This window comes from Prevotellamassilia timonensis, assembly GCF_900106785.1.
Lineage (GTDB): Bacteria > Bacteroidota > Bacteroidia > Bacteroidales > Bacteroidaceae > Alloprevotella > Alloprevotella timonensis.
The window spans coordinates 147,444-168,260 of record NZ_LT629841.1; the positions used below are offsets into that span (position 1 = coordinate 147,444).

13 protein-coding genes and 1 tRNA gene are annotated in these 20,817 nt (G+C 52.9%); 3 read left to right on the forward strand and 11 right to left on the reverse strand.

Translation table 11 applies throughout. From position 1 onward, the window contains the following. Positions 1 to 152 precede the first annotated feature (152 nt). From BQ5453_RS02435 to BQ5453_RS02490, 11 genes are all read right to left on the reverse strand, one after another. Positions 153 to 234: transfer RNA gene (locus BQ5453_RS02435), tRNA-Leu, on the reverse strand. A gap of 603 nt (positions 235 to 837) precedes the next feature. After that, on the reverse strand, positions 838 to 2,796 hold the full coding sequence (gyrB, locus tag BQ5453_RS02440; RefSeq protein WP_071121992.1) for a DNA topoisomerase (ATP-hydrolyzing) subunit B: 1,959 nt from the start codon (positions 2,794 to 2,796) through the stop codon (positions 838 to 840). Between the two features lie 433 nt (positions 2,797 to 3,229). After that, positions 3,230 to 3,574, reverse strand: a complete 345-nt coding sequence (locus BQ5453_RS02445) for a type II toxin-antitoxin system HicB family antitoxin (protein ID WP_071121993.1) — start codon at positions 3,572 to 3,574, stop codon at positions 3,230 to 3,232. After that, the gene (locus BQ5453_RS02450) at positions 3,571 to 3,822 is read right to left on the reverse strand and encodes a type II toxin-antitoxin system HicA family toxin (RefSeq protein ID WP_071121994.1); all 252 of its coding nucleotides are present in this window, start codon (positions 3,820 to 3,822) and stop codon (positions 3,571 to 3,573) included. Before BQ5453_RS02450 ends, BQ5453_RS02445 begins: the two co-directional genes overlap by 4 nt. Positions 3,823 to 3,969: 147 nt before the next feature. Further along, positions 3,970 to 7,668 carry a hypothetical protein gene (locus BQ5453_RS02455; RefSeq protein ID WP_071121995.1) on the reverse strand — a complete coding sequence of 1,233 codons (3,699 nt, stop codon included), beginning with the start codon at positions 7,666 to 7,668 and terminating at the stop codon, positions 3,970 to 3,972. Positions 7,669 to 8,946: 1,278 nt separating this feature from the next. Next, entirely contained in the window at positions 8,947 to 9,603 is a 657-nt protein-coding gene (locus BQ5453_RS02465; protein ID WP_071121997.1) for a porin family protein, read from the reverse strand. Between the two features lie 660 nt (positions 9,604 to 10,263). Next, the gene (locus tag BQ5453_RS02470) at positions 10,264 to 10,668 is read right to left on the reverse strand and encodes a GxxExxY protein (protein WP_071121998.1); all 405 of its coding nucleotides are present in this window, start codon (positions 10,666 to 10,668) and stop codon (positions 10,264 to 10,266) included. A gap of 8 nt (positions 10,669 to 10,676) precedes the next feature. Next, positions 10,677 to 12,569 carry a DEAD/DEAH box helicase gene (locus BQ5453_RS02475; protein WP_071121999.1) on the reverse strand — a complete coding sequence of 631 codons (1,893 nt, stop codon included), beginning with the start codon at positions 12,567 to 12,569 and terminating at the stop codon, positions 10,677 to 10,679. A gap of 608 nt (positions 12,570 to 13,177) precedes the next feature. Next, the gene (gene dprA, locus BQ5453_RS02480; RefSeq protein WP_071122000.1) at positions 13,178 to 14,308 is read right to left on the reverse strand and encodes a DNA-processing protein DprA; all 1,131 of its coding nucleotides are present in this window, start codon (positions 14,306 to 14,308) and stop codon (positions 13,178 to 13,180) included. 8 nt (positions 14,309 to 14,316) lie between these two features. Further along, on the reverse strand, positions 14,317 to 14,736 hold the full coding sequence (locus BQ5453_RS02485) for an acyl-CoA thioesterase (RefSeq protein ID WP_071122001.1): 420 nt from the start codon (positions 14,734 to 14,736) through the stop codon (positions 14,317 to 14,319). A 234-nt stretch (positions 14,737 to 14,970) separates the two neighbouring features. Further along, positions 14,971 to 16,272, reverse strand: a complete 1,302-nt coding sequence (locus BQ5453_RS02490) for a DUF2851 family protein (protein WP_235860010.1) — start codon at positions 16,270 to 16,272, stop codon at positions 14,971 to 14,973. Between the two features lie 111 nt (positions 16,273 to 16,383). Between BQ5453_RS02490 and mnmG the strand changes: the two genes are divergently transcribed. The 3 genes from mnmG (at position 16,384) to uvrC (ending at position 20,801) form a co-directional block, all read left to right on the forward strand. Continuing rightward, complete coding sequence (mnmG, locus tag BQ5453_RS02495) at positions 16,384 to 18,261, forward strand: tRNA uridine-5-carboxymethylaminomethyl(34) synthesis enzyme MnmG (RefSeq protein ID WP_071122002.1); 1,878 nt, start codon at positions 16,384 to 16,386, stop codon at positions 18,259 to 18,261. Positions 18,262 to 18,450: 189 nt separating this feature from the next. Further along, positions 18,451 to 18,987 carry an adenine phosphoribosyltransferase gene (locus tag BQ5453_RS02500; protein ID WP_071122003.1) on the forward strand — a complete coding sequence of 179 codons (537 nt, stop codon included), beginning with the start codon at positions 18,451 to 18,453 and terminating at the stop codon, positions 18,985 to 18,987. Next, positions 18,984 to 20,801, forward strand: a complete 1,818-nt coding sequence (gene uvrC / locus BQ5453_RS02505) for an excinuclease ABC subunit UvrC (RefSeq protein WP_071122004.1) — start codon at positions 18,984 to 18,986, stop codon at positions 20,799 to 20,801. Before BQ5453_RS02500 ends, uvrC begins: the two co-directional genes overlap by 4 nt. Positions 20,802 to 20,817: the final 16 nt, after the last annotated feature.

Genomic DNA, 20,817 nt, shown 5'->3' on the forward strand with positions numbered 1-20,817 from the left:
GCAGACTGTATGTGGTCTGCCTCAACGCGTTACAAAGGTAAGTATTTGTTTTAATAAACTGACGCCCGTACAGCACATTGTGGGGCGCAACAAACAAAAAAAGGATAATTCATTGAGCCTCGTGCTCAAATCATTATCCTTTAAGAATAGCGTACCCAGAGCCGGGGTCGAACCGGCACGGGTTGCCCCACTGGTGTTTGAGACCAGCGCGTCTACCGATTCCGCCATCTGGGCTGCTTGCCATACCCCTTTGGGGCTTTAAGCGGTGCAAAGATAGGCACTTATTTGTAAACTGCCAAATTTTTTGGAGAAAAACTGATGTGGTAATGTGGTAATGGCTAATATGGTAATGGGCTAATATTTTAATGGGCTAACGCCGTAGCGGGGCTTGGCAGCCGCTAACGCGGGAGACAGAAGAACATAAGAACATAAGGACATAAGGGCTGACGCCGAGGCTTTTGAAGCGCTTACCGCGGGAACATAAGGACATAAGGACATAAGAACATAAGGACATAAGGCCGCTGCGCGGCTGACGGCCACGGACTGACGTCCGGGTGGCCTCAAGAAACATAAGGGCTGACGCCGTAGCGGTACTATATGTAACGCTACGGCGTCAGCCCTTATGTCCTTATGTTCTTATGTTCTTTTGTTTACCGCGTTAGCGGCTGCCAAGCCACGCTACGGCGTCAGCCCTTATGTTTCTTGAGGCCACCCGGACGTAGTCCGTGGCCGTCCGCCGCGCAGCGGCCTTATATGTTTCTTATGTAGCTTATGTTCTTATGTTCCCGCGGTAAGCGTTACAAAGCCGCGCAGCGGCGTCAGCGCACGCGCAGCCCGCTAAGCATCTACATTAGCATAAATAGCGTTCTTCTCGATAAACTCGCGGCGCGGACCTACATCGTCGCCCATAAGCATGGAGAACACATAATCGGCATCGGCGGCATTCTCGAGCGACACCTGCTTGAGCAGACGCGACTCAGGACACATGGTAGTGCTCCACAACTCCTCGGGGTTCATCTCACCAAGACCTTTGTAACGCTGCGTCTTGATGCTGCCCTCGGTGCCGTCGCCATACTTGTCCATAAACACCTGACGGTCGCGGTCGTTGTAGCAATACTCCGACACCTTGCCCTTGGTGCACTTGTAGAGGGGCGGCATGGCAATGTAGAGGTAACCGTCTTGAATAATCTGCGGCATGTAGCGGTAGAAGAGTGTCATGATGAGGGTGGCAATGTGCTGACCATCGACATCGGCATCGGCCATGATGATAACTTTGTGGTAGCGCAACTTGTCGAGGTTGGCCTCCTTTGAGTCCTCGCCCATGCCAAAACGTATGCCCAGGGCCTGAATGATATTGTTCACCTCGTCGCTCTCAAACGCCTTGTGCCACATGGCCTTCTCCACATTAAGTATCTTACCACGCAGAGGCAGAATGGCTTGTGTGGCACGGCTGCGGCCCTGCTTGGCAGAACCACCGGCCGAGTCACCCTCGACAAGGAACAGCTCGCAGATGGCAGGGTCCTTCGATGAGCAGTCGGCCAATTTGCCGGGCAGCCCGCCACCCGACAGCGGACTCTTGCGCTGCACGCTCTCACGCGCCTTGCGGGCGGCAATGCGGGCGGTGGCGGCAAGTATCACTTTGTCTACAACGAGCTTGGCCTCCTTGGGGTGTTCCTCGAGGTAGTTTGTCAACGCCTCGCCCACGGCCTGGTTTACAGCACCGGTCACCTCGCTGTTGCCAAGTTTTGTCTTGGTCTGGCCCTCAAACTGCGGTTCGGCCACCTTGACGGAGATGACGGCAGTAAGACCCTCGCGGAAGTCCTCGCCCGATATTTCCACCTTGGCCTTCTCTATCTGTTTGGCGGCAGTTTCCTCGGCATACTTTTTGAGCACACGGGTAACAGCCTGACGGAAGCCCACAAGGTGTGTACCGCCCTCGATGGTGTTGATGTTGTTGACGTAGGAGTGTATGTTCTCGCTGTACGAGGTGTTGTACATAATAGCCACCTCGATGGGTATGTTGTTCTTCTCGGTGTTGAGATAGATCACATCGTCGAAAAGGTGCTGGCGCGAAGAGTCGATGTAGCGCACAAACTCGCGCAAGCCGAGGTCGGAATGAAACACGTCCTTGCGCTGGTTGCCCTCCTCGTCGGGACGCTGGTCGGTAAGGGTGATGGTGATGCCGGCGTTGAGGTAAGCCAGTTCGCGCATGCGGTTGGCCAGTATCTCGTACTTGTAGGTGGTGGTGGTAAAGATGGTGGGGTCGGGCCAGAAGTGCTGGCGTGTGCCCCGAATGTCGGTGTCGCCCACCACGGCCACAGGTGCCTGCGGGTGGCCCTTGGCATACTCCTGACGGTAGATTTTGCCATCGCGGAACACCTCGCTCACCATTTTGGTGGAGAGGGCGTTCACACAACTCACACCCACGCCGTGCAAACCGCCTGACACCTTGTAGGAGCCCTTGTCAAACTTGCCGCCGGCATGGAGCACAGTCATTACCACCTCGAGTGCCGAACGGTGCTCTTTGGGGTGCATGTCGACGGGGATACCGCGTCCGTTATCCTGTACGATGATGGAGTTGTCGGTGCAGATAGTCACCTCGATGTGGGTGCAATAGCCTGCAAGTGCCTCGTCGATGGAGTTGTCCACGGTTTCGTAAACCAGGTGGTGCAAGCCCTTTTCACTGATGTCGCCAATATACATGGCGGGGCGCTTGCGCACGGCCTCCAGGCCTTCGAGCACCTGAATGTTACTGGCGCTGTATGCCGAAGCGCCTTTCTTTTCAAGATCTTCCATTATAGGGATTATGAGTAGTTAGCATGTTGGAGTGCGCAGCGTGTGTACACCTGCACATATTAGCGTACAAATATACTCATTTATTTTGAGTTACAGGGCATAGATGCGGCTGATAAACGCATTGATCGCTACCACCAAACACAAGCACTAATGGGGGCGACGCGTCCCGCGTCGGAAAAAGATGCAGCTACTTATTTCGCAGAGCTTGTTTTCACCTTTCTCTGTCCCCGACGCGAGACGCATCGCCCCCATTAGTGCTTGCGTTTGGTGCTTGCGTTTAGTGCTTGCGTTTGGTGATTGCGTTTATCGCAGAGTGGCATCATTAGGAAGCACAAAACGCTAGCACTTATAGGTAGTCGCGTTTGACGCTCCATTCGCATGTCTACGTTTAACTAAAACAGCAATAATTGCCATTAAGTAGGCGCACTGAAGACTATAACATGGCTGCTATTTGCCTGTCAATTGCTTGCCTGACAAACGCATTGATTGATATGCCTGCTTGTGCTGCAATTTGCGCTATTTTAGTGTATGCATCGGGCGATATACGAATATTCAACGCACCCTTGCAACTCTTGCACGGCTGCACACCCTTACTCTCACAGTATGCTATATAGTCGTCTACAGCATTCATAAAGTCCTCCTTTAGTTGGGCCACAGTTTCGCCCTCGTATGTTATTTCTGTTTCGTGAGGCAAATCAAGCACATGCCCGTAAAGACAATTATCTTCTTCACTCATCTCCACACTGCCTACATACCCTTTATATCTCAACTTATTCATAGCAAACCATTATTTTGTAAAAAATCCATTACTTGTTTCATCACATAGGCTTTTATAAAACGCTCTGGGTGAGGTTTATGAGCCATATAGGCCATGTCGCCGTTCTCGAAAATGACTCTCGAACCGCTTGTACGTCCTTTGTTACTGACTTCAAAACCCAATAGAGCAAAAAGTCTTACCAACTCTTGCCATGTAAAATCCTTTGGCTGGAGCTTAAAGCGTTGTATTAGTTTGTCTTTTGTTCCCATTTATGCACTATAATGCTGCAAATGTAATTATTATTTTGTTACGCTGAAAGCGACAGGGCATGAAAAAAGGTGCGCCCCGTGTTGGGGGACGCACCTTATTAAATTATTGCATGTCAGCTGAACGGGTCAGCTGTGATGCGGGCTTTGTTACTTAACAAGCACCTTCTGACCACCGATTACGTAAACACCAGCGGGGAGGTTCTTGGCAGCGTTGCTGCTCTTAACACCCTGACGGAGGAGCTTGCCATCGATGCTGTAAACGTCAACCTTGGCAGGAAGTACGATTACCTTAGTAGCGTCGATGCCAGTGAGGGCATTGCCAACCATCTTGCCGAGTTCGAGTGTTTCGTCACCCTTCTCAGAAGTAGTTGAAGCGTCACCGTTGAAGTAAGCGCCGTTGGCAGCGATGTCAGCACCAGCTTCAGGAGCTACAGCTACAGCACCATTGTTGTTGATGTAAGCCTTGCCTGCGGGGATCTTGACAGCTTCGGTCAGTACACCCTGGAGGCCGTTTACGTTCTTAGTTTCGTAAGTGTAGTTACCTTCAGTCAAGTCGTTGGCTGTTACTACCTGAGTAAAGCCTAATGTAGTAACTTGACCAGCAGCAGTAGAGTTAACCATGTCTACAGAGTAGATGAACGGTGTACCGGCTTCAACTACATCATCGTATGCGCCAAGCACAAGCTTGTCACCGTTTACACCAATTACCTTGTACGGTGTGATGTAACCGTCGCCTGCGGCGATGTCTACTGCGAATGTACCAGCATAGAACTGGCCTTCCTTCACGTTAGCAAGATAGAATGACTGAGTGGCGATCTTATCCTTTGCCACCTCTTCGATGAAGAAGTTAGAGTTAACGTCGGCAGTATCGCTCCATGTTACAATGGTGTTGAATGCAGCCTTTGCATTCATATACTGGGTTACACCATTCTCGTCCTTGCCTGCGTTGAAGCGGAATGTTTCGGGTGCGATACCCTCTACATTGATAGGAGTAGCCTCGATGCTCTGGTAGATCTTACCGTTAGCACCAGTGAGGTACATACCTGTAGCGAGGTTGCGGAAAGTAACCTGACCATTGGCAGAAGCCTCAGCCTTCCAAATGAGGCGAGCATCTTCTGCAATGTTGATAGTATCCTGCAACTTGGTGAAGTCAGCATCAGCAAATGAGGCAGAGTCCTTAATGGCAGAAGAGCCATTCATACGGTAGAAGCGAACTGGAGTAAAGCTGCCAGTTACTTCGGTAGTAGCATTGTTGCTCTCTGAGTAGATGATAGCACGGTAAGTAACACCCTTTGAATCGTTGCCAGCCTTGTTCTCAAACTTCTTAGCAGCACTACGGAGTGTGTAGAACTTGCCAGCTTCGGGCAACTTGATAGAAGCCTTGAACTCGGCTACAGCAGCATTGATTTCGTTAACAGCAGCATTGATGTCAGCGAGCTTAACGCTGTTGAAGCTCTGATACTTGGTTATAACATTAGCGAGTTTTTCGGCAACCTTAGTAGGATACTGAGCAAGCTTGTCACCAATCAAGTTCTTAGAGCTTGCAGCGTTGTAAACGCTTGAGGCTTCAGCCAAAGCAGTTGTTACGCGGCTGGGATCGGGGTAGTTGTTGTTGAAAGCATCGAGCGCAGCCTGCAATGAAGCAATCTGAGCGTCGGTAGCTGAGCTGTCAGCCACCTGCTTGCCAGCAGCTTCAATCTGGGCCTGGAGTTCTGTAATTACAGCCTCATTGGTGTTCTGCACGTCCTGAAGCTCGGGAGTGTAGCTCTTCACTACGGGTTCGGCAGCCTCCCAAATGTTGAGCTTGGCTATAGCAAAGTAACCACGGTTAGTCTGGGGGTTAGATGCATTGAAGAGTGTCTTAGTGGCAGCGAGCTTGATGTAAGCGTATGAACCATCGAGGTGCATAGCAGCAACACCTACTGCATCGGGAATGGTTTTGGTTTGGCCTTCAGCCTTGTGACCCTTTTCATCTACATCAGTGTAAGTTACAGCAACAGAGTCAGTGTAGTTGATGTCGGCCAATCCCTGGAACTTCCATTCGGTAGCATTGGGATTTTCCTTGTTAAACTTGTTAGCGCCATAAACGGCGAACTGAGTGGGGAAGTCGTTGCCAGTAGCACGCTTAGCCACCTTAACGAGGATGTCGCCAGTAGCGTCTTGTTCGAGTTCGGCTACGAGGTAGTGGTTCTTGCTGATGCTGGGCTCGAAAGCGCCACCTGACCATGAAGAGTGGAAGTAAGTAGTACCATCCCAGCCTTCGCCTGTAAGGGCTTCGTAAGTATTAACTTCGTTAGTTTCCTTTTTGTTGCAATACCAAGGAGTGTTATCCTCATCGCCAGTGTGACGTACGAGGGCACCTTCGGCAGAGAAGTCGTTGTCGAGCACATAGTCGGCAGCGGGAGCGTAAGAGATGCCCTTGTTAAGAGCATATACTGCATCGCCATAAAGGCTTGCAAGCTTTTCGTTGCGCACATCCTGCTTGGCTTCTTCCAACACAGCGTTAAGTTCGTCTTCGGTAACTGACTCAAATACGAACTGGTTGCCCGGATCATTGTCGTAGTTCCAATTCAACACCCCATGTGAATCAGGGTTGGTGCAAGCACGCTCGTTGTTCTTGGTATTCTTGATGTAGAATGATGCGTGGTTGAACATGTTGCCAGTCTCAGCACCCTTGCGCAACATCACGATGTTTTCGCTCTGGCTCAAACCATAGTGGTTGGCTACAGCAATCTTGTGAGTGAAGTAGAGGCCAGTCAGCACATTTTGGACAGTGGCAGAGTCGCCCTTTACCACCTTCACACGCCACAAGTACTTCACAGCATCGGCGTCGAGCTTGGCAGGCTTGGTGTAGTTGCCATTGGCGCTGATGTAGTCCTTACCATTGCCCTTGTCGCCATAAAGGAACATGGTGTTGCCCGCATTGAACATACCACGGCTATCGTGAATGAAGTAAATGCCATCGGCCATGGGGAAGGTAGAAGTCTTCAGCTTTTCGATAGTAGCTTCGATACGGTTGCAGAGGTCGTTCACCTGCTCGTCAGTGAGTGTGAATTCGTCGGCATTGAGTGCGGCGTTAGCCTCAGTGTAAGCTGCGTGGGCAGCTTCTACGAGTTCGGCAGGACAAGCACCAGGATTGGTACCTGCAGGATAAGTTACTGCAGGATCGGTGTTGTTGGCAAAGTATGCGTCCATGTACGCCTGGAGCTTCTCCTTACCCTGGGGCTCGTCTACAGCATGAATCTGCCAAGCATTGGTATCTACATAAATTGCGTAGAAGGGTGAGTAGTAGTGACCAAGGAACTGGATAGCACCATTAGCCGAGGGCTGCTTTGTAGCAAGCACAAAGCTGGGCTGGCTCAAGTCCTGAGCCTGACCCTGAGTGGTTTTAGAACGAGGATCTGTACCATTTTCAACAGCCAAAGACACGGTGAACTGCATGGCCTCAGCCTTGTCTGCAGTTACAGCGATCATCTTGCCGTTGAAGGGGCCGTAAGAAGTATCCTCTTCAGAGTCATCTCCGCTGGTTGTCTGCAAAGTGTAATCCTTTACATAAAGACCGGTTGATACTTGTTTCAGGACGTAGAGGTTGAGTCCGTCAACTTGACCCGACACTTGTTCGAGGCGGTAACGGCAGTCCTTGGTTACAGTGCTCGAATAGCCCTGTCCGCAAAGGTACTGACCACCACCCATGTTACCCGTACCGTTGAGGAGGATATCCTGGCTTGTCACAGCTTCCACTGTTTCAAGGAGGTTACCCTCTCTGTACGCCTGGGCCATAGCGCCGGAGATTCCTACTGCCATGAGCAGGAACAATGAAAGGAAATAGTTGTAAAACCTTTTCATTTGCGTAAGTGATTTATAAAGTTAAACATAGAATTGAGTTTCAACAGATTTAAGGAGCGTTTTTGCACCCCCGATGTGGTGCAATGTGCGCACCATACCATATTACGTGGCAAAGATAGTGAAATGTTTTTCAATGTAACAAAGTTTTCACGCATCTTTTTTCAGATTTAATAGAACTTAGTGTTTGATGTTGCTAAGAGCGGTGTGCAATTTGGGGTGTTTGTGCAGGCTGCGAAATGGTGTAGTTTCCCTCACAGCACTTTTTGGTTGTTTTGCTTGCATCTTGCACTTTTTACCTGCACTGAGCTGATAATCAGCACTTTGCGTAGTGTAGGTATACTTGCACTCTGCCTGCACTGTCACTTGCACTTGTCTGCACTGGGGGTTACACGTGCGTGCACTGGGTGCCACACTTGTCGGCACTGGCAACGGGTGTTGTGTGTCATGGCAGGGGCGTGTGCCGGCATAGGGGGACAGGCGCGGCGGGTGCTCCTATCGGGTTTTTGCGCTCCCTATACTGACATGAGCGGGTGGCGTGATTGTGGTGCTGCGTGCATGACTCGGGTTTTTTGTAGTGCAGGTGGTGTGTAGTTGGGTGTGTAGTTTAGTGTAGGTAGTGTGTAGTTTAGTGTAGGTAGTGTGTAGTTTAGTGTAGGCAGTGTGTAGTTTAGTGTAGTTTAGTGTAGGCAGTGTGCAGGTGTACCTACACTGCGCAAAGTGCTGATTATCAGCTTAGTGCAGGTAAAAAGTGCAAGATGTAGGTAGAATGGCTATTTCCTATTTTTAGGGGTATATGGTGGCATGTTGGCTTGCTGCAATAGTTTGACGCAAGCACTAAACGCTAACACTAATGGGGGCGACGCGTCTCGCGTCGGGGAAATGCAAGAGCACTAACTCCACGCCTGTTTGGGTGCCTTTGCCTTAATGCCCGACGCGAGACGCGTCGCCCCCATTAGTGGTAGCGTTTGGTGCTTGCGTATAGTGCTTGCATTTGGTGGTAGCGTTTAGTGCTTGCGTATAGTGCTTGAAGTCGTTCGCATATTTACATTTACCTGTCAACAATGGTTTGATAAGTTGGTATTAAAAAGACTTTGAGCACTTGCATAGTACAAACGAGGCTGTACAGCGCTCTGTACAGCCTCATTTAGGACAAGAACATAACAATCTATGTATTCTACTTAACTCGATGCAAAGGTACGCTGTGTTTGTGGCCTTGGCAATACCTAATTGTGGGTATTTGGCTTTTTCGTACCTCGCAATGGTGCGATGGAGGGAGTGTCAGAATTTGTAGCCTAAGGCTATGAGGGCTGACACATTGCGGCGACCCGCGGTGTTGAATTTGGCTATTCCCCAATCGGCTTCGAGACCTACGCTGACTGATGAGGGGAATTGGTAGCCGAGGTAGGTTTGCACGCCGTAGTCGAAACGGTGTGTGCCTGGCTCGTTGAAGGTTTTGTGCTCGTAGTAGTAGCGCTGCGAACCGCTCTGCTGGGTGTCGCCTTTGGTTTTTTGTTTACCGCTGAGGCCGTAGGCCAGATAGGGGCCTGCGCTGACGATGATGTAGCTTGAGGGTGCTGTGCGGAGGTAGTAACTGATGAGGAGGGGTACTTCGAGGTAGTTTTGGGTGGCGGAGCGGTTGATGACGCCTGTGAGGGGCTGGCCGGTGTCGGGGTTGTAGAGCTGGTTGTGGTCGGGGTCGAACACGTAGGCGGTTTGGTTGGGATTTTTGGCGCCTTTGCCGTATACTTCGATGCCTGGGGTGAAGCTCCAGTGTTGGGTGAGTTCTACTTCGTAGCCGATGCCTATTTTGAAGGCGCCTATCACTTGGTCGGAACCGTAGTGTGAACTGAGGCCGCCGCCGAACTTGAGGTGTATGCCTTGGGCGGTGGCGGTGAGGGGGAGAAGGAGGAGGAGGGGGAGAATGTGGTGTTTCATTGTTGGAGAGTTGTGATATTTGCCGATAATATTCGCCGCTAATATTTGCTGCTAATATTTGCCGCTAACGCGGAAAACATAAGAACATAAGGACATAAGAACATAAGACCAAATGTGCTTCAAGACGTACGGGCATGGACTGCGTCCATATGCCCTCAAGAACATAAGAGCTACGCCGTAGCGTTTCATGCAGTAGATCTTATGTTCTTTTGTTCTTATGGTTCCGCGTTAGCGGATAAAGCCTGTATGGGGAAAAGTGGTGTTTCATTGTTCGTGAGTTGTGATATTTGCCGCTAACATTTGCCGCTAACGCGGGAAACATAAGAACATAAGGACATAAGAACATAAGTGATGCAAGACATACGGGCATGGACTCCGTCCATATGCCCTCAAGAACATAAGGGCTACGCCGTTAAGACCTTGAGCGATATATAAGGAAGCAATAGCATGAAACGCTACGGCGTAGCCCTTATGTTCTTGAGGGCACATGGACGCAGTCCATGCCCGTACGTCTTGAAGCACATTTGGTCTTATGTTCTTATGTCCTTATGTTCTTATGTTTTCCGCGTTAGCGGATTGTTATAAACAGGGCTACGCCGTAGCGTTTAATGCTATTGGTCTTTTGTTCTTATGGTTCCGCGTTAGCGGATAACTATAGACCTATAAACTATATTTGTCATAAGTGCCACGTGACAAGCCCTGGCGATATTTGCGCTTTATTTTTATCTTTTCGCCCCAGAAATTTATCAATAGGCCGGTATCTAATCGTGATGCTTTCAAATAATTGACTAATTGCATTTCATGTCGTTCTGTCAAATCGCCAACTGTTTTTAACTCAAGTATCAAACAGTCCTCGACTAACACATCCACCTTAAACAGACCAATCTCACTGCCATCATCATAAATTACCCTTATGGGAACTTCTTTCTCCGCACTGAGACCAACTTTGCGCAACTCTATAAGAAGAGCTTCCTGATAGACGCTCTCTAAAAAGCCCTCACCAAGATAACGACGCACTTTAACAGCACAATTTACAGTTTCTTTGACAATTTCCTCAATGTCCATATATTATTCTACTCGAAGAACTGCTTCCAATCGTCCTTGGTGATCTTCTTCTTGGCTGGGGCGTACTCGGGCTGGGAGTTGGACTTGCGCTTGGCTTTCTTGTCGGCCTTTTTGTCGGCTTTCCACTGCTGCTTCATGCTGCGGGCATCGGCTACCTCGGCATAGGTGCGGCGCTGGCCACGCTGCTTGCGCTCGGGACGGGCATTGCGCTCACTGGCATGCGGGGCAGACTGACCGTCGGTGCGCTCGGCATGGTCGACCACGACCTTGCGGTCGCCTACCTTGACGCGCTTCATCTTGCTGAGCACAAGGGGGGCGTCGGCGTCGGGCACCTCGAAGAATGAACAGTTGTTGGTGAGGTCGATGCGGCCTATCTCTACCTTGGCACCACGCACATGGCGGTTGACAAGGTTGATTATCTCGCGGGCATAGAAGTTGTCACGCTTGCCAAGGTTGATGAACAGACGGGTGTAGCCCTCCTCGGCCTGGTGGGTACCTTCTGCCCCACCCTTGCGGCGCTCGCGGCGTGAACGGCCGTCAGCCTTGCCGCTGCCGTCCTTGGCGTCGCGGCCGGTGGGCTGCTCTATGACGGGGGCATCGGCATAGTAGCGCAGGAAGTGGCCAAACTCGCGACTAACGATGCGCTTGATGAGGTCCTCCTTGGTGAGCCAGTCGAGCTTGCGGAATATCTCGGGCATGAAGGGGGCTATCTCGGTGTCGTTTACCTCGATGCGCTCAAGCTCGTCCATCACCTTGTAGAGCTGCTTGGTGCATATCTCTTGAGGCTCGGGCAGGGTGCCGACCTCGAATTTCTTGCCTATCACCTTTTCGATGATGCGCACCTTGCCCTTCTCGCGCAGGTGGATGATGGAGATGCTTGTGCCTCGCTTGCCGGCACGGCCGGTGCGGCCCGAACGGTGGGTGTAGTTCTCAACATCGTCGGGCAGGCCGTAGTTGATGACATGGGTGAGGTCCTCGACATCAAGGCCGCGGGCTGCCACGTCGGTGGCCACGAGCAGCTGGGTGTGGTGCTGGCGGAACTTTTGCATGGTGAGGTCGCGCTGGGCCTGCGAGAGGTCGCCGTGCAGGGCTTCGGCATTGTAGCCGTCGCGAATGAGGTGGTCGGCCACCTCCTGTGTTTCGAGACGGGTGCGGCAGAAGATGATGCCGTAGATGCGGGGATAGTAGTCGACCACGCGCTTGAGGGCGGCATACTTGTCTTTGGCGTGGACAAGGTAGTAGATGTGGTTGACGTTTTCGGCACCTTCGTTGCGCGAACCTACCACAATTTCTTTGTAGTCGTGGAGGTAGCTCTTGGCTATGCGCTCAATTTCCTTGCCCATGGTGGCCGAAAAGAGCAGGGTGTTGCGCTCGGCAGGCACACCGGCCAGTATTTCGTTGATGCTCTCGGTGAAGCCCATGTTGAGCATTTCGTCGGCTTCGTCGAGCACCACATTCTCAACGGCGTCGAGACGGGCCACGCCACGGTGCATGAGGTCGATGAGGCGGCCGGGGGTGGCTACTATCACTTGGGCGCCCTTGCGCAGGGAGCGTATCTGGCTCTCGATGCTCGACCCGCCATATACGGCGAGCACGTGCAGATTGTCGATGTAGCGTGAGTACTCTTTGAGGTCGCCAGCTATTTGCAGACAGAGTTCGCGTGTGGGACTGAGTATGACGGCCTGTGTGGCACGGTTGTCGGGGTTGACCTTTTGCAACACGGGCAGTCCAAAGGCGGCTGTCTTGCCTGTGCCGGTCTGGGCAAGGGCTATGACATCGTTGCCTACGCCAAGGAGGTAGGGTATTACTTCTTCTTGTACGGGCATGGGGTGCTCGTAGCCCATTTCGCTGATGGCGCGGCGTATCTCGGCCGAAACGCCTAACTCTTCAAATGTTTTCAATGTGGGTGGGGTATGTTTAGTTGTTGCTTTGCTTGTGCTAACAGAAGAGCCGTTCTAATCGCGGCTTCGGCAATCGAACGGCTCAGATAATGCTTTACTCAACTTTCGAATTTAGCAAATGCGGGCTAAAACCGAAAGTTTAATGCTTTACTGAAGTTTCGGATTTAACAAGGGCGGGCTGAAAGCCCAATGGAGCACATAGCCCAGGGCAAGCGAAGCGACACCCTGGGTTTCACGTGTTGGAGCTGTCGCGCCCTGTAAGGGCAAAAGCTTTAACCCTTTAATCCTTTATATTGCCTTAGCTGATAGCTGGATTTGCGGTCATAATATGAAGCACCAAGCGTATGTATATCTTGTTCAAGAACTGCGCCATAGCTTAAAGCTTTTGCCCTTACAGGGCGCGACTGCTCCAACGCGTGATACCCAGGGTGCCGCTTCGCTTGCCCTGGGCTATGTGCTGTTGGCCTTTCAGGCCGTACCCGCCTAAATCCGAAACTTGAGTGCTTTATATCTATGTGCTGATTAGCGGTTTGCAGTATTACGGTGCAAAATTACTGAAAATCAGCAACGTGTACAAGTAAATGACGTTACTTTCGGAGGGAGGGGCTTCAGTTCTTCAGCCTGAAGCGGTTGCCGGGCAGGCGCTTGATGGCGTTGAGGTCTTCGAGGTCGAAGAGCACGTCGGTGAGGGCTGCGGGGGCAAGGCCTGTTTGGTAGGATATTTGGTCGGAACTGAGGGAGTCGGCGGTGCCGAGTGCATCGACTACTAACTGCTCGAGCGGCTTGTAGGAGGTGAAGAGCTGTGGCTCGGCGGGCGCGGGGGCGGGCTGCCACTTGAGCAGGCGCACAATGTCGGACGCGGAGGTGACGAGTTCGGCCTGGCGGTCGGCTATGAGGCGGTTGCAGCCCTCGGAGGCGGGGTCGGTGGTGCGGCCGGGCACTGCCATGACGGGGCGGCCGTAGCTGCGGGCTATGCGGGCTGTGACAAGGGAGCCGCCATGGTGGGCACTCTCAACAACGAGTGTGGCAGAGGAGAGGCCGGCTACTATGCGGTTGCGCTGTATGAAACGGCCACGGTCGGGCGAGGTGCCGGTAAAGTACTCGGTAATGAGACCGCCATTGTGGGTCATCTGGCTGGCGGTGTCGCGGTGCAAACGGGGGTAGATGCGGTCGAGGCCGTGGGCCAGAACGGCGGCGGTGGGGAGGTGGCTATCAAGAGCCGCACGATGGGCATGTATGTCTACGCCATAGGCTAACCCGCTGATTATCAACACATCCGGAATGAGCAGCGCGAGGTCGCGAAGGAGGCTTTCGCACATCTGCTTGCCGTATTCGGTGACGTGGCGGGTGCCTACCACGCTGAGTATGTGGCGGCGGTTGAGGGTGCCTGTGCCGCAGTAGAATAGCTGCAGCGGGCGGTCGGTGACTTTGGGCTCGAGCAGACGCGTGGGGTAATTGGCGCTGGTGGTGGGTATGACTTGTATGTGATGTTGCTGGCAGAAGTCCATTTCGGCCTCGGCACGGGCTTGGGCTTGGTGCAGGGCGGCAGTGTCGGCACGCAGGGCGGCCCACTGGCTGTGGGTGGGACGGGTGTCGGCAAGGGCGGCGGTGGCGGTGCCATAGTGTGCCACAAGGGCAAGGGCTTGCGACTGGCTCAGACCTCGCAGGGCGCTGAGGATGAGTGTGGCAAGGGCTTCGGCGGACTCGTCGGGGTGTGGGGCGATGGGGGCTGAGGGCATGGCGGCGCTTACTTTGCGGGGGTTGTAACGTGGGGGTCGGGCACTATGAGGTCGAGCTCGGGGCATTGGCTGAGACGGCCGTTGACCAGGCAGACGGCTTCGACGGTTGACTTGAACACGGGGCGCATGTCGGGCAAGCGGTAGAGGTCTTGCACGAATACGTATTTTATGCCTTCTTTTTTCAGGCCGAGCTTGCTCACAAATTCGTCGCCGCTGCGCAGGGGGGTCTTGAAGCGCATTTGCATGCCGGCCACCACGGCGTCGATGCCGCGCTCGTGCAGCTCGGCAAAACTGACGCCGCGCGAATGCAGAAACTCGTGACGGGTGTGCTCGGTGTAGTGTTGGTAGTTGGCATTATTGACAATGCCCTGGAGGTCGCACTCGTAGTCGCGTACCTTGAAGTTGAGGCTATAGATGTACATTTGAATTTTAGTTGAAGAGTTGAGGAGTTGAGGAGTTGGTGAAGAGTTGAAAAGTTGAAGAGTTGAAGAGTTAAGGAGTTAGTTTATGAGTTGATGGGGTGACGGGTAAGTTTGCCAAGTTATTTCACTCAAGTTTCTTATCAATTCAACGTTAACACAACAAGCAGTGTAGCGCATGGCATGCTTACTCGCTAACTTCTCAACTCATCAACTTTTCAACTTGTTAACTCCCCCCACAATTCAGCTCCTGCCTTGCTTGAGATAGAGTGCGCCGAACTGGCAACGCAGGCAGTCCTTGCCATCGCAGTAGTGCTGGCGCAACTGTATGAGGGCCTGGCTGTCGGCAGCGTGGGCGGCCTTGATGCCGGCGCGCTCCCAGCAGCGGGTTATGTAGTTGCGCTCGGCGGGCAACTGCTCGAGCAGGGTGAAGGCGCGCTCGGCCAGGTCTTCGTCCATGCGCTGGCGGCCACAGGCAAAGAGCAAGGGCGACACGGTGTTGATGAGCAGCAGGTTGAGCGAGGAGGTTTGCAGGGTTTTGTCACTCTCGCGACTTTCCTCGCCAAAGGCGTAATGGGTGCGCCAGTAGTTGGTGACGCCTATTCTGAACAGGGCACGCAGAGCATCGAGGCTTGACGTTTCGGTCAGCAATGAAAAGTCGGCACGGCGCTCGCTGTAAAGGCGGGCCAGTTGCGACAGGCGCACATGCGGAAAGTTCTGCGGACGCAACCGCCCGAAACGCCACTGTGCATGGCTGATGGGGGTGAGGCCGAACTTGTGCTGCAAAAATGCGTACTCCGACTTGAGACGCATATAATAGCTGTCGCGACGCTCGGCCTTGACGAGGGTGTCGTCGAGCAGTCCGGCCTGGCCCATGAAGAAGGCTTCGACCTGGAACACGTCGTCGCGGTGCTTGCCTATCTGCTGCGGGTCGATGGTGAGGGCCCACTGCTCAAAGGCTTGGGCATTGGTGCCGAACCCGAAATTGCGCGCAAGGGTGATGAAAAAGGCACGCTCCCAGTCGCCGCCCGTGCGGTGCAAATATTGCTGCACACGGTCGGTTTTGCTCTCGAGCCGCTCTACCGTGAGGCGACTGAGCCAATTATGTACGGTGAGGGGAGGCACATGGGGTATGATGCGGTAGCAGGGCGGATAGGTTTCCTCATCTATCAGTGCCTGATAGTTGTGTTGCAGATAGTCGGGCACGCTGAGCACCATTTGCGGCAACTGCTTGCCGTCGGCTGTGTGCACCTCGGCATCGGCTGCCGACACAATGTGTAATACGACATTGTTGTAGGCCGCATCGGTGTCGTGATGGTGGCGGAACCAGTCGCTCGAACGCTCGTGCACCTCGACATTGCCGGCCCACAGCATGCCGTTTATTTTTACTTTTGCGTTGAAAAAGTCTGGGCCGGAGTTGACCAGGTTGTGCACGCCGGGGTCTATCACATCTACTGCTTGCCCGTCGGTGGTGGCAAGAGGCGCAAGGCCGTACAGGCGATGCTGCCAAACGTAATGGAGCAGGTATTCCATGAGTCGTTCCATATTGGTTAAACCAACAAAGGTAGGCTTTTTTTGAAATCCCGCAAACGGGGGAATGAGATAAATCAATAAAAACTCGTAATTTTGCCACAAATAATAATACAATCACAATACATGGAAACTGTATTTCACTACGACGTCGTTGTTGTCGGTGCAGGCCATGCCGGTTGCGAGGCGGCAAGTGCCGCTGCACGCATGGGGGCCAAAACGTGCCTGGTGACAATGGACATGAACAAAATAGCGCAGATGAGCTGCAACCCTGCCGTGGGCGGTATTGCCAAAGGGCAGATTGTACGCGAAATTGATGCGCTCGGCGGACAAATGGGTGAGGTGACTGATGCCACGGCTATCCAGTTCCGCATGCTTAACCGCTCTAAAGGCCCCGCCATGTGGAGCCCAAGGGCACAGTGCGACCGCGCACGCTTTATTACTGAATGGCGACACCGGCTCGAAAATACGCCTAACCTGAACATTTGGCAGGACGAGGTGACGGAGGTGATTGCCGAACAGGGCGTGGTGAAAGGTGTGCGCACCATTTGGGGTGCCACGCTCATGGCACGTGCCGTGGTGATTACTGCGGGCACTTTTCTGCGCGGCTTGATGCACATTGGTCGCAAACAGGTGAGCGGCGGACGATGCGCCGAACCTGCTGCGGCTTTCCTGACCGAAAGTATCAACAGTCTGGGCATTCGCTCGGCACGCATGAAGACGGGAACGCCTGTGCGCATTGACAAACGTTCGGTGCATCTCGACGAAATGACCGTGCAGCCGGGCGAGACGGATTACCACCGCTTTTCGTACATCAGTCCGATGCGCCCGCTGCCGCAACTGCCTTGCTGGACGACCGACACCAACGCCGAGGTGCACGAGGTGCTGCGTTCAGGATTGGCCGATTCCCCACTCTACAATGGCCAAATCAAGAGTATCGGTCCGCGTTACTGCCCGAGCATCGAAACCAAGCTTGTAACCTTCCCCGACCGTGACCACCACCCTTTGTTTCTTGAACCCGAGGGAGTGGAAACTAACGAGCTTTACCTGAATGGCTTTTCGTCGAGTCTGCCGATGAATGTGCAGATTGAGGCACTCAAGCGCATACCGTGTTTCCGCGACATTGTGGTGTACCGTCCGGGCTATGCCATCGAATACGACTTTTTCGACCCCACACAGTTGCACCACTCTCTCGAGACGAAGGCTGTCAGCGGCTTGTTCTTTGCAGGACAGGTTAACGGCACCACCGGATATGAGGAGGCGGCGGGCCAAGGCTTGATGGCGGGTATCAATGCCGCACTCAAGTGCGCTGGAAGCGAGCCTTTCGTGCTTCACCGCGACGAGGCGTATATTGGCGTGCTCATCGACGACCTTGTGACAAAAGGCGTGGACGAACCCTATCGTATGTTTACCTCGCGAGCCGAATACCGCATACTGCTGCGCCAGGACAATGCCGACATTCGCCTCACGCCTTATGCCGAAAAGTTTGGATTGGCCACAGCGGAACGTTTGCAGCGTTTTCACGCAAAGAAAAACAAGATTGGCGAAATCATCGATTTCTGCAAGCAGTACCCCATCAAGCCAAACGACATCAACGCCTTTCTTGAAGCGGTGGGCACTACCCCACTCCAGCGCGGCTGCAAATTGTTCGACCTCATCAACCGTCCGCAGTTGTCGCTGCTAAAATTGGCTGATGTCATCGCACCATTCAAGGAATTTCTCAACGCCATCACTTCTGACGCTGAAGAAACGATTGAGGCGGCCGAAATAGAAATGAAATACCACGGCTACATAGCTCGCGAGCGTGCCATGGCCGACAAGATGCAGCGCCTTGAGAATATCAAAATCCGCGGGCACTTCGACTACGACAGTATCACGCAGTTGAGCACTGAAGCACGCCAAAAGCTTACTTCAATCGACCCCGAGACGCTTGCACAGGCCAGCCGCATTCCGGGCGTTTCGCCAAGCGACATCAGCGTACTGCTTGTTTTGATGGGACGATAGGCGGTGCTTGACAGGACGGCGAACGGCGCACTTTTATTTCAAGGCCGTTCGCCGCTTGTTTAAAGTAACGCTCTAACAGAATATCCCCGCATAGGCGTTCAAACAGCCAAATACGGCCATTTTACCGCCGTTTAGTTCGCGTTCCACGTGAAACAAACAGCACTAAAGCATATCAAAATCAGGAATTTCATGAATACAAAACTGCTTTTAGACAATCTCCGCACGGTATACGACTTTCCGAAACCTGGCATACACTTCAAGGACGTTACCACACTGTTCAAAAATCCCGCGTGCATCGAAGAAATGGCGCAAGAGTTGGTGCGCATTTACCAAGACAAGGGCATTACAAAGGTAGTGGGCATTGAGAGCCGCGGCTTTGTAATGGGCGCCATTTTGGCCCAGAAACTCGGTGCCGGCTTTGTGATGGCGCGCAAACCCGGAAAGCTGCCAGCCGAAACGCGCAAAGCCACCTACCTTAAAGAGTACGGCTACGACACCATCGAAATACACGCCGACGCCATCACCGCCGACGATGTGGTGTTGATACACGACGACCTACTCGCCACCGGCGGTTCGATGCAAGCCGCATACGACCTTGTACAAGCGTTCAAACCGAAGCATACGTACATAAATTTCCTTATAGAATTGCAAATGGAAGGCCTTGAAGGACGCAAAGCCCTTGGCAAAGACCTTGACATTACAACACTACTCACCATCAGCGAATGAATGCCGAGTTACAAACCTACCTCAAAGGCATCGTAAATAATCTGCCCGAAACACCGGGGTGCTACCAGTACCTCGATGATTCGGGCACTATCATTTACGTTGGAAAGGCCAAGAACCTGAAACGACGCGTCAGCTCATACTTCAACAAAGAGCAGCAGACGCGCAAAACCCGATTGCTCGTCACACACATACGCGACATTCGCTATGTGGTTGTAAAGACGGAGGCCGACGCCTTGTTGCTTGAAAACAACCTCATCAAGCGTTACAAGCCGCACTACAACGTTCTGCTCAAAGACGATAAAACCTACCCTTCCATCGCTATCACCACCGAATATCTGCCTCGCATATTCAAAACACGACAACGCGGCAAACGCGGTGCAATATACTTTGGCCCCTACAGCCATGTGCCCACTCTCTATGCACTGCTCGACTTGTGCCGCGAGCTGTACCAACCGCGCCCGTGCCACACTCCCATGACCCGCGAGGGCGTTGAAAACGGCAAATACGACGTCTGCCTCGACTACCACATACACCGCTGCAAGGCTCCATGCGTGGGCAAGCAAAGCCACGACGACTATATGCGCTGCATTGAAGCCTGCAAGGAAATACTGAAGGGCAACACCGCCGATGTGGCCCGCAAAATGCGCGAAGAAATGATAGCCCTGGCCAACGAACTGCGTTTTGAGGAGGCACAAGAAATCAAGCGGCGGTACGACTTGATAGAGAGTTACCGCGCAAAGAGCGAGGTGGTGTCGAACGTGTTGCACAATATTGACGTATTCAACATCGAGACCGAGGAAAAAACGGCCTACATCAACTATCTGCACGTAACCAACGGCTGCATCAACCAGGCATTCACCTTTGAATACAAGAAAAAACTCGACGAAACCGACGAGGAGTTGCTCACGCTGAGCATTATCGAGATGCGCGAGCGCTACGCCAGCCAGTCGAAAGAGATAGTTGTGCCGTTCCACGTCGACCTGCCCGATGGCATGGTGGAACAGACCGTGCCCCAGAAGGGCGACAAGAAGAAGCTGCTCGAACTGTCAAAGCTCAATGTCAAGCAATACAAATTCGACCGTCTGAAGCAAGCTGACAAGCTCAATCCCGAACAAAAGCAGACACGATTGATGAAGGAGATACAGCGCGACTTAGGTTTGCCCAAATTGCCCCTTCACATCGAACTTTTCGACAACTCCAACATCAGCGGCGCCGATGCCGTGGCCGCTTGCGTCGTGTTTGAAAAGCTCAAACCCGCCAAAAGCGAATACCGCAAGTTCAACATCAAAACCGTGACCGGCCCCGACGATTACGCCTCAATGAAAGAAGTGGTGCGCCGCCGCTACACCCGCCTGAGCCAGGAAGGGCGCCCCCTGCCCGACCTCATCATAGCCGACGGCGGACGCGGACAAATGGAAATGATACGCGAGGTGGTTGAGGACGAGTTGGGACTCGAAATCCCCATAGCCGGTCTGGCCAAGGACGACCGCCACCGCACCCGTGAGATGCTCTACGGCTTTCCGCCCGCCATCATCGGCATCAAACCCGAGAGCCAGCTGTTCCGCACCCTCACACAGATGCAGGACGAGGTACACCGCTTCGCCATAAGTTTTCACCGCGACAAGCGTTCTAAGCGCCAGACAGCCTCCGAACTCGACACCATAGCAGGCATAGGCCCCGCCACCAAGCAAACCCTGCTCAAGCAGTTCAAGAGCGTCAAACGCATAAAGGAAGCCACTCTGCCCGAGCTGCAAGCCCTGTTAGGCACAGCCCGAGGCGAAAAAATATACCACAATCTGCACACCAACGGATAAATAGACGTAACTTTGC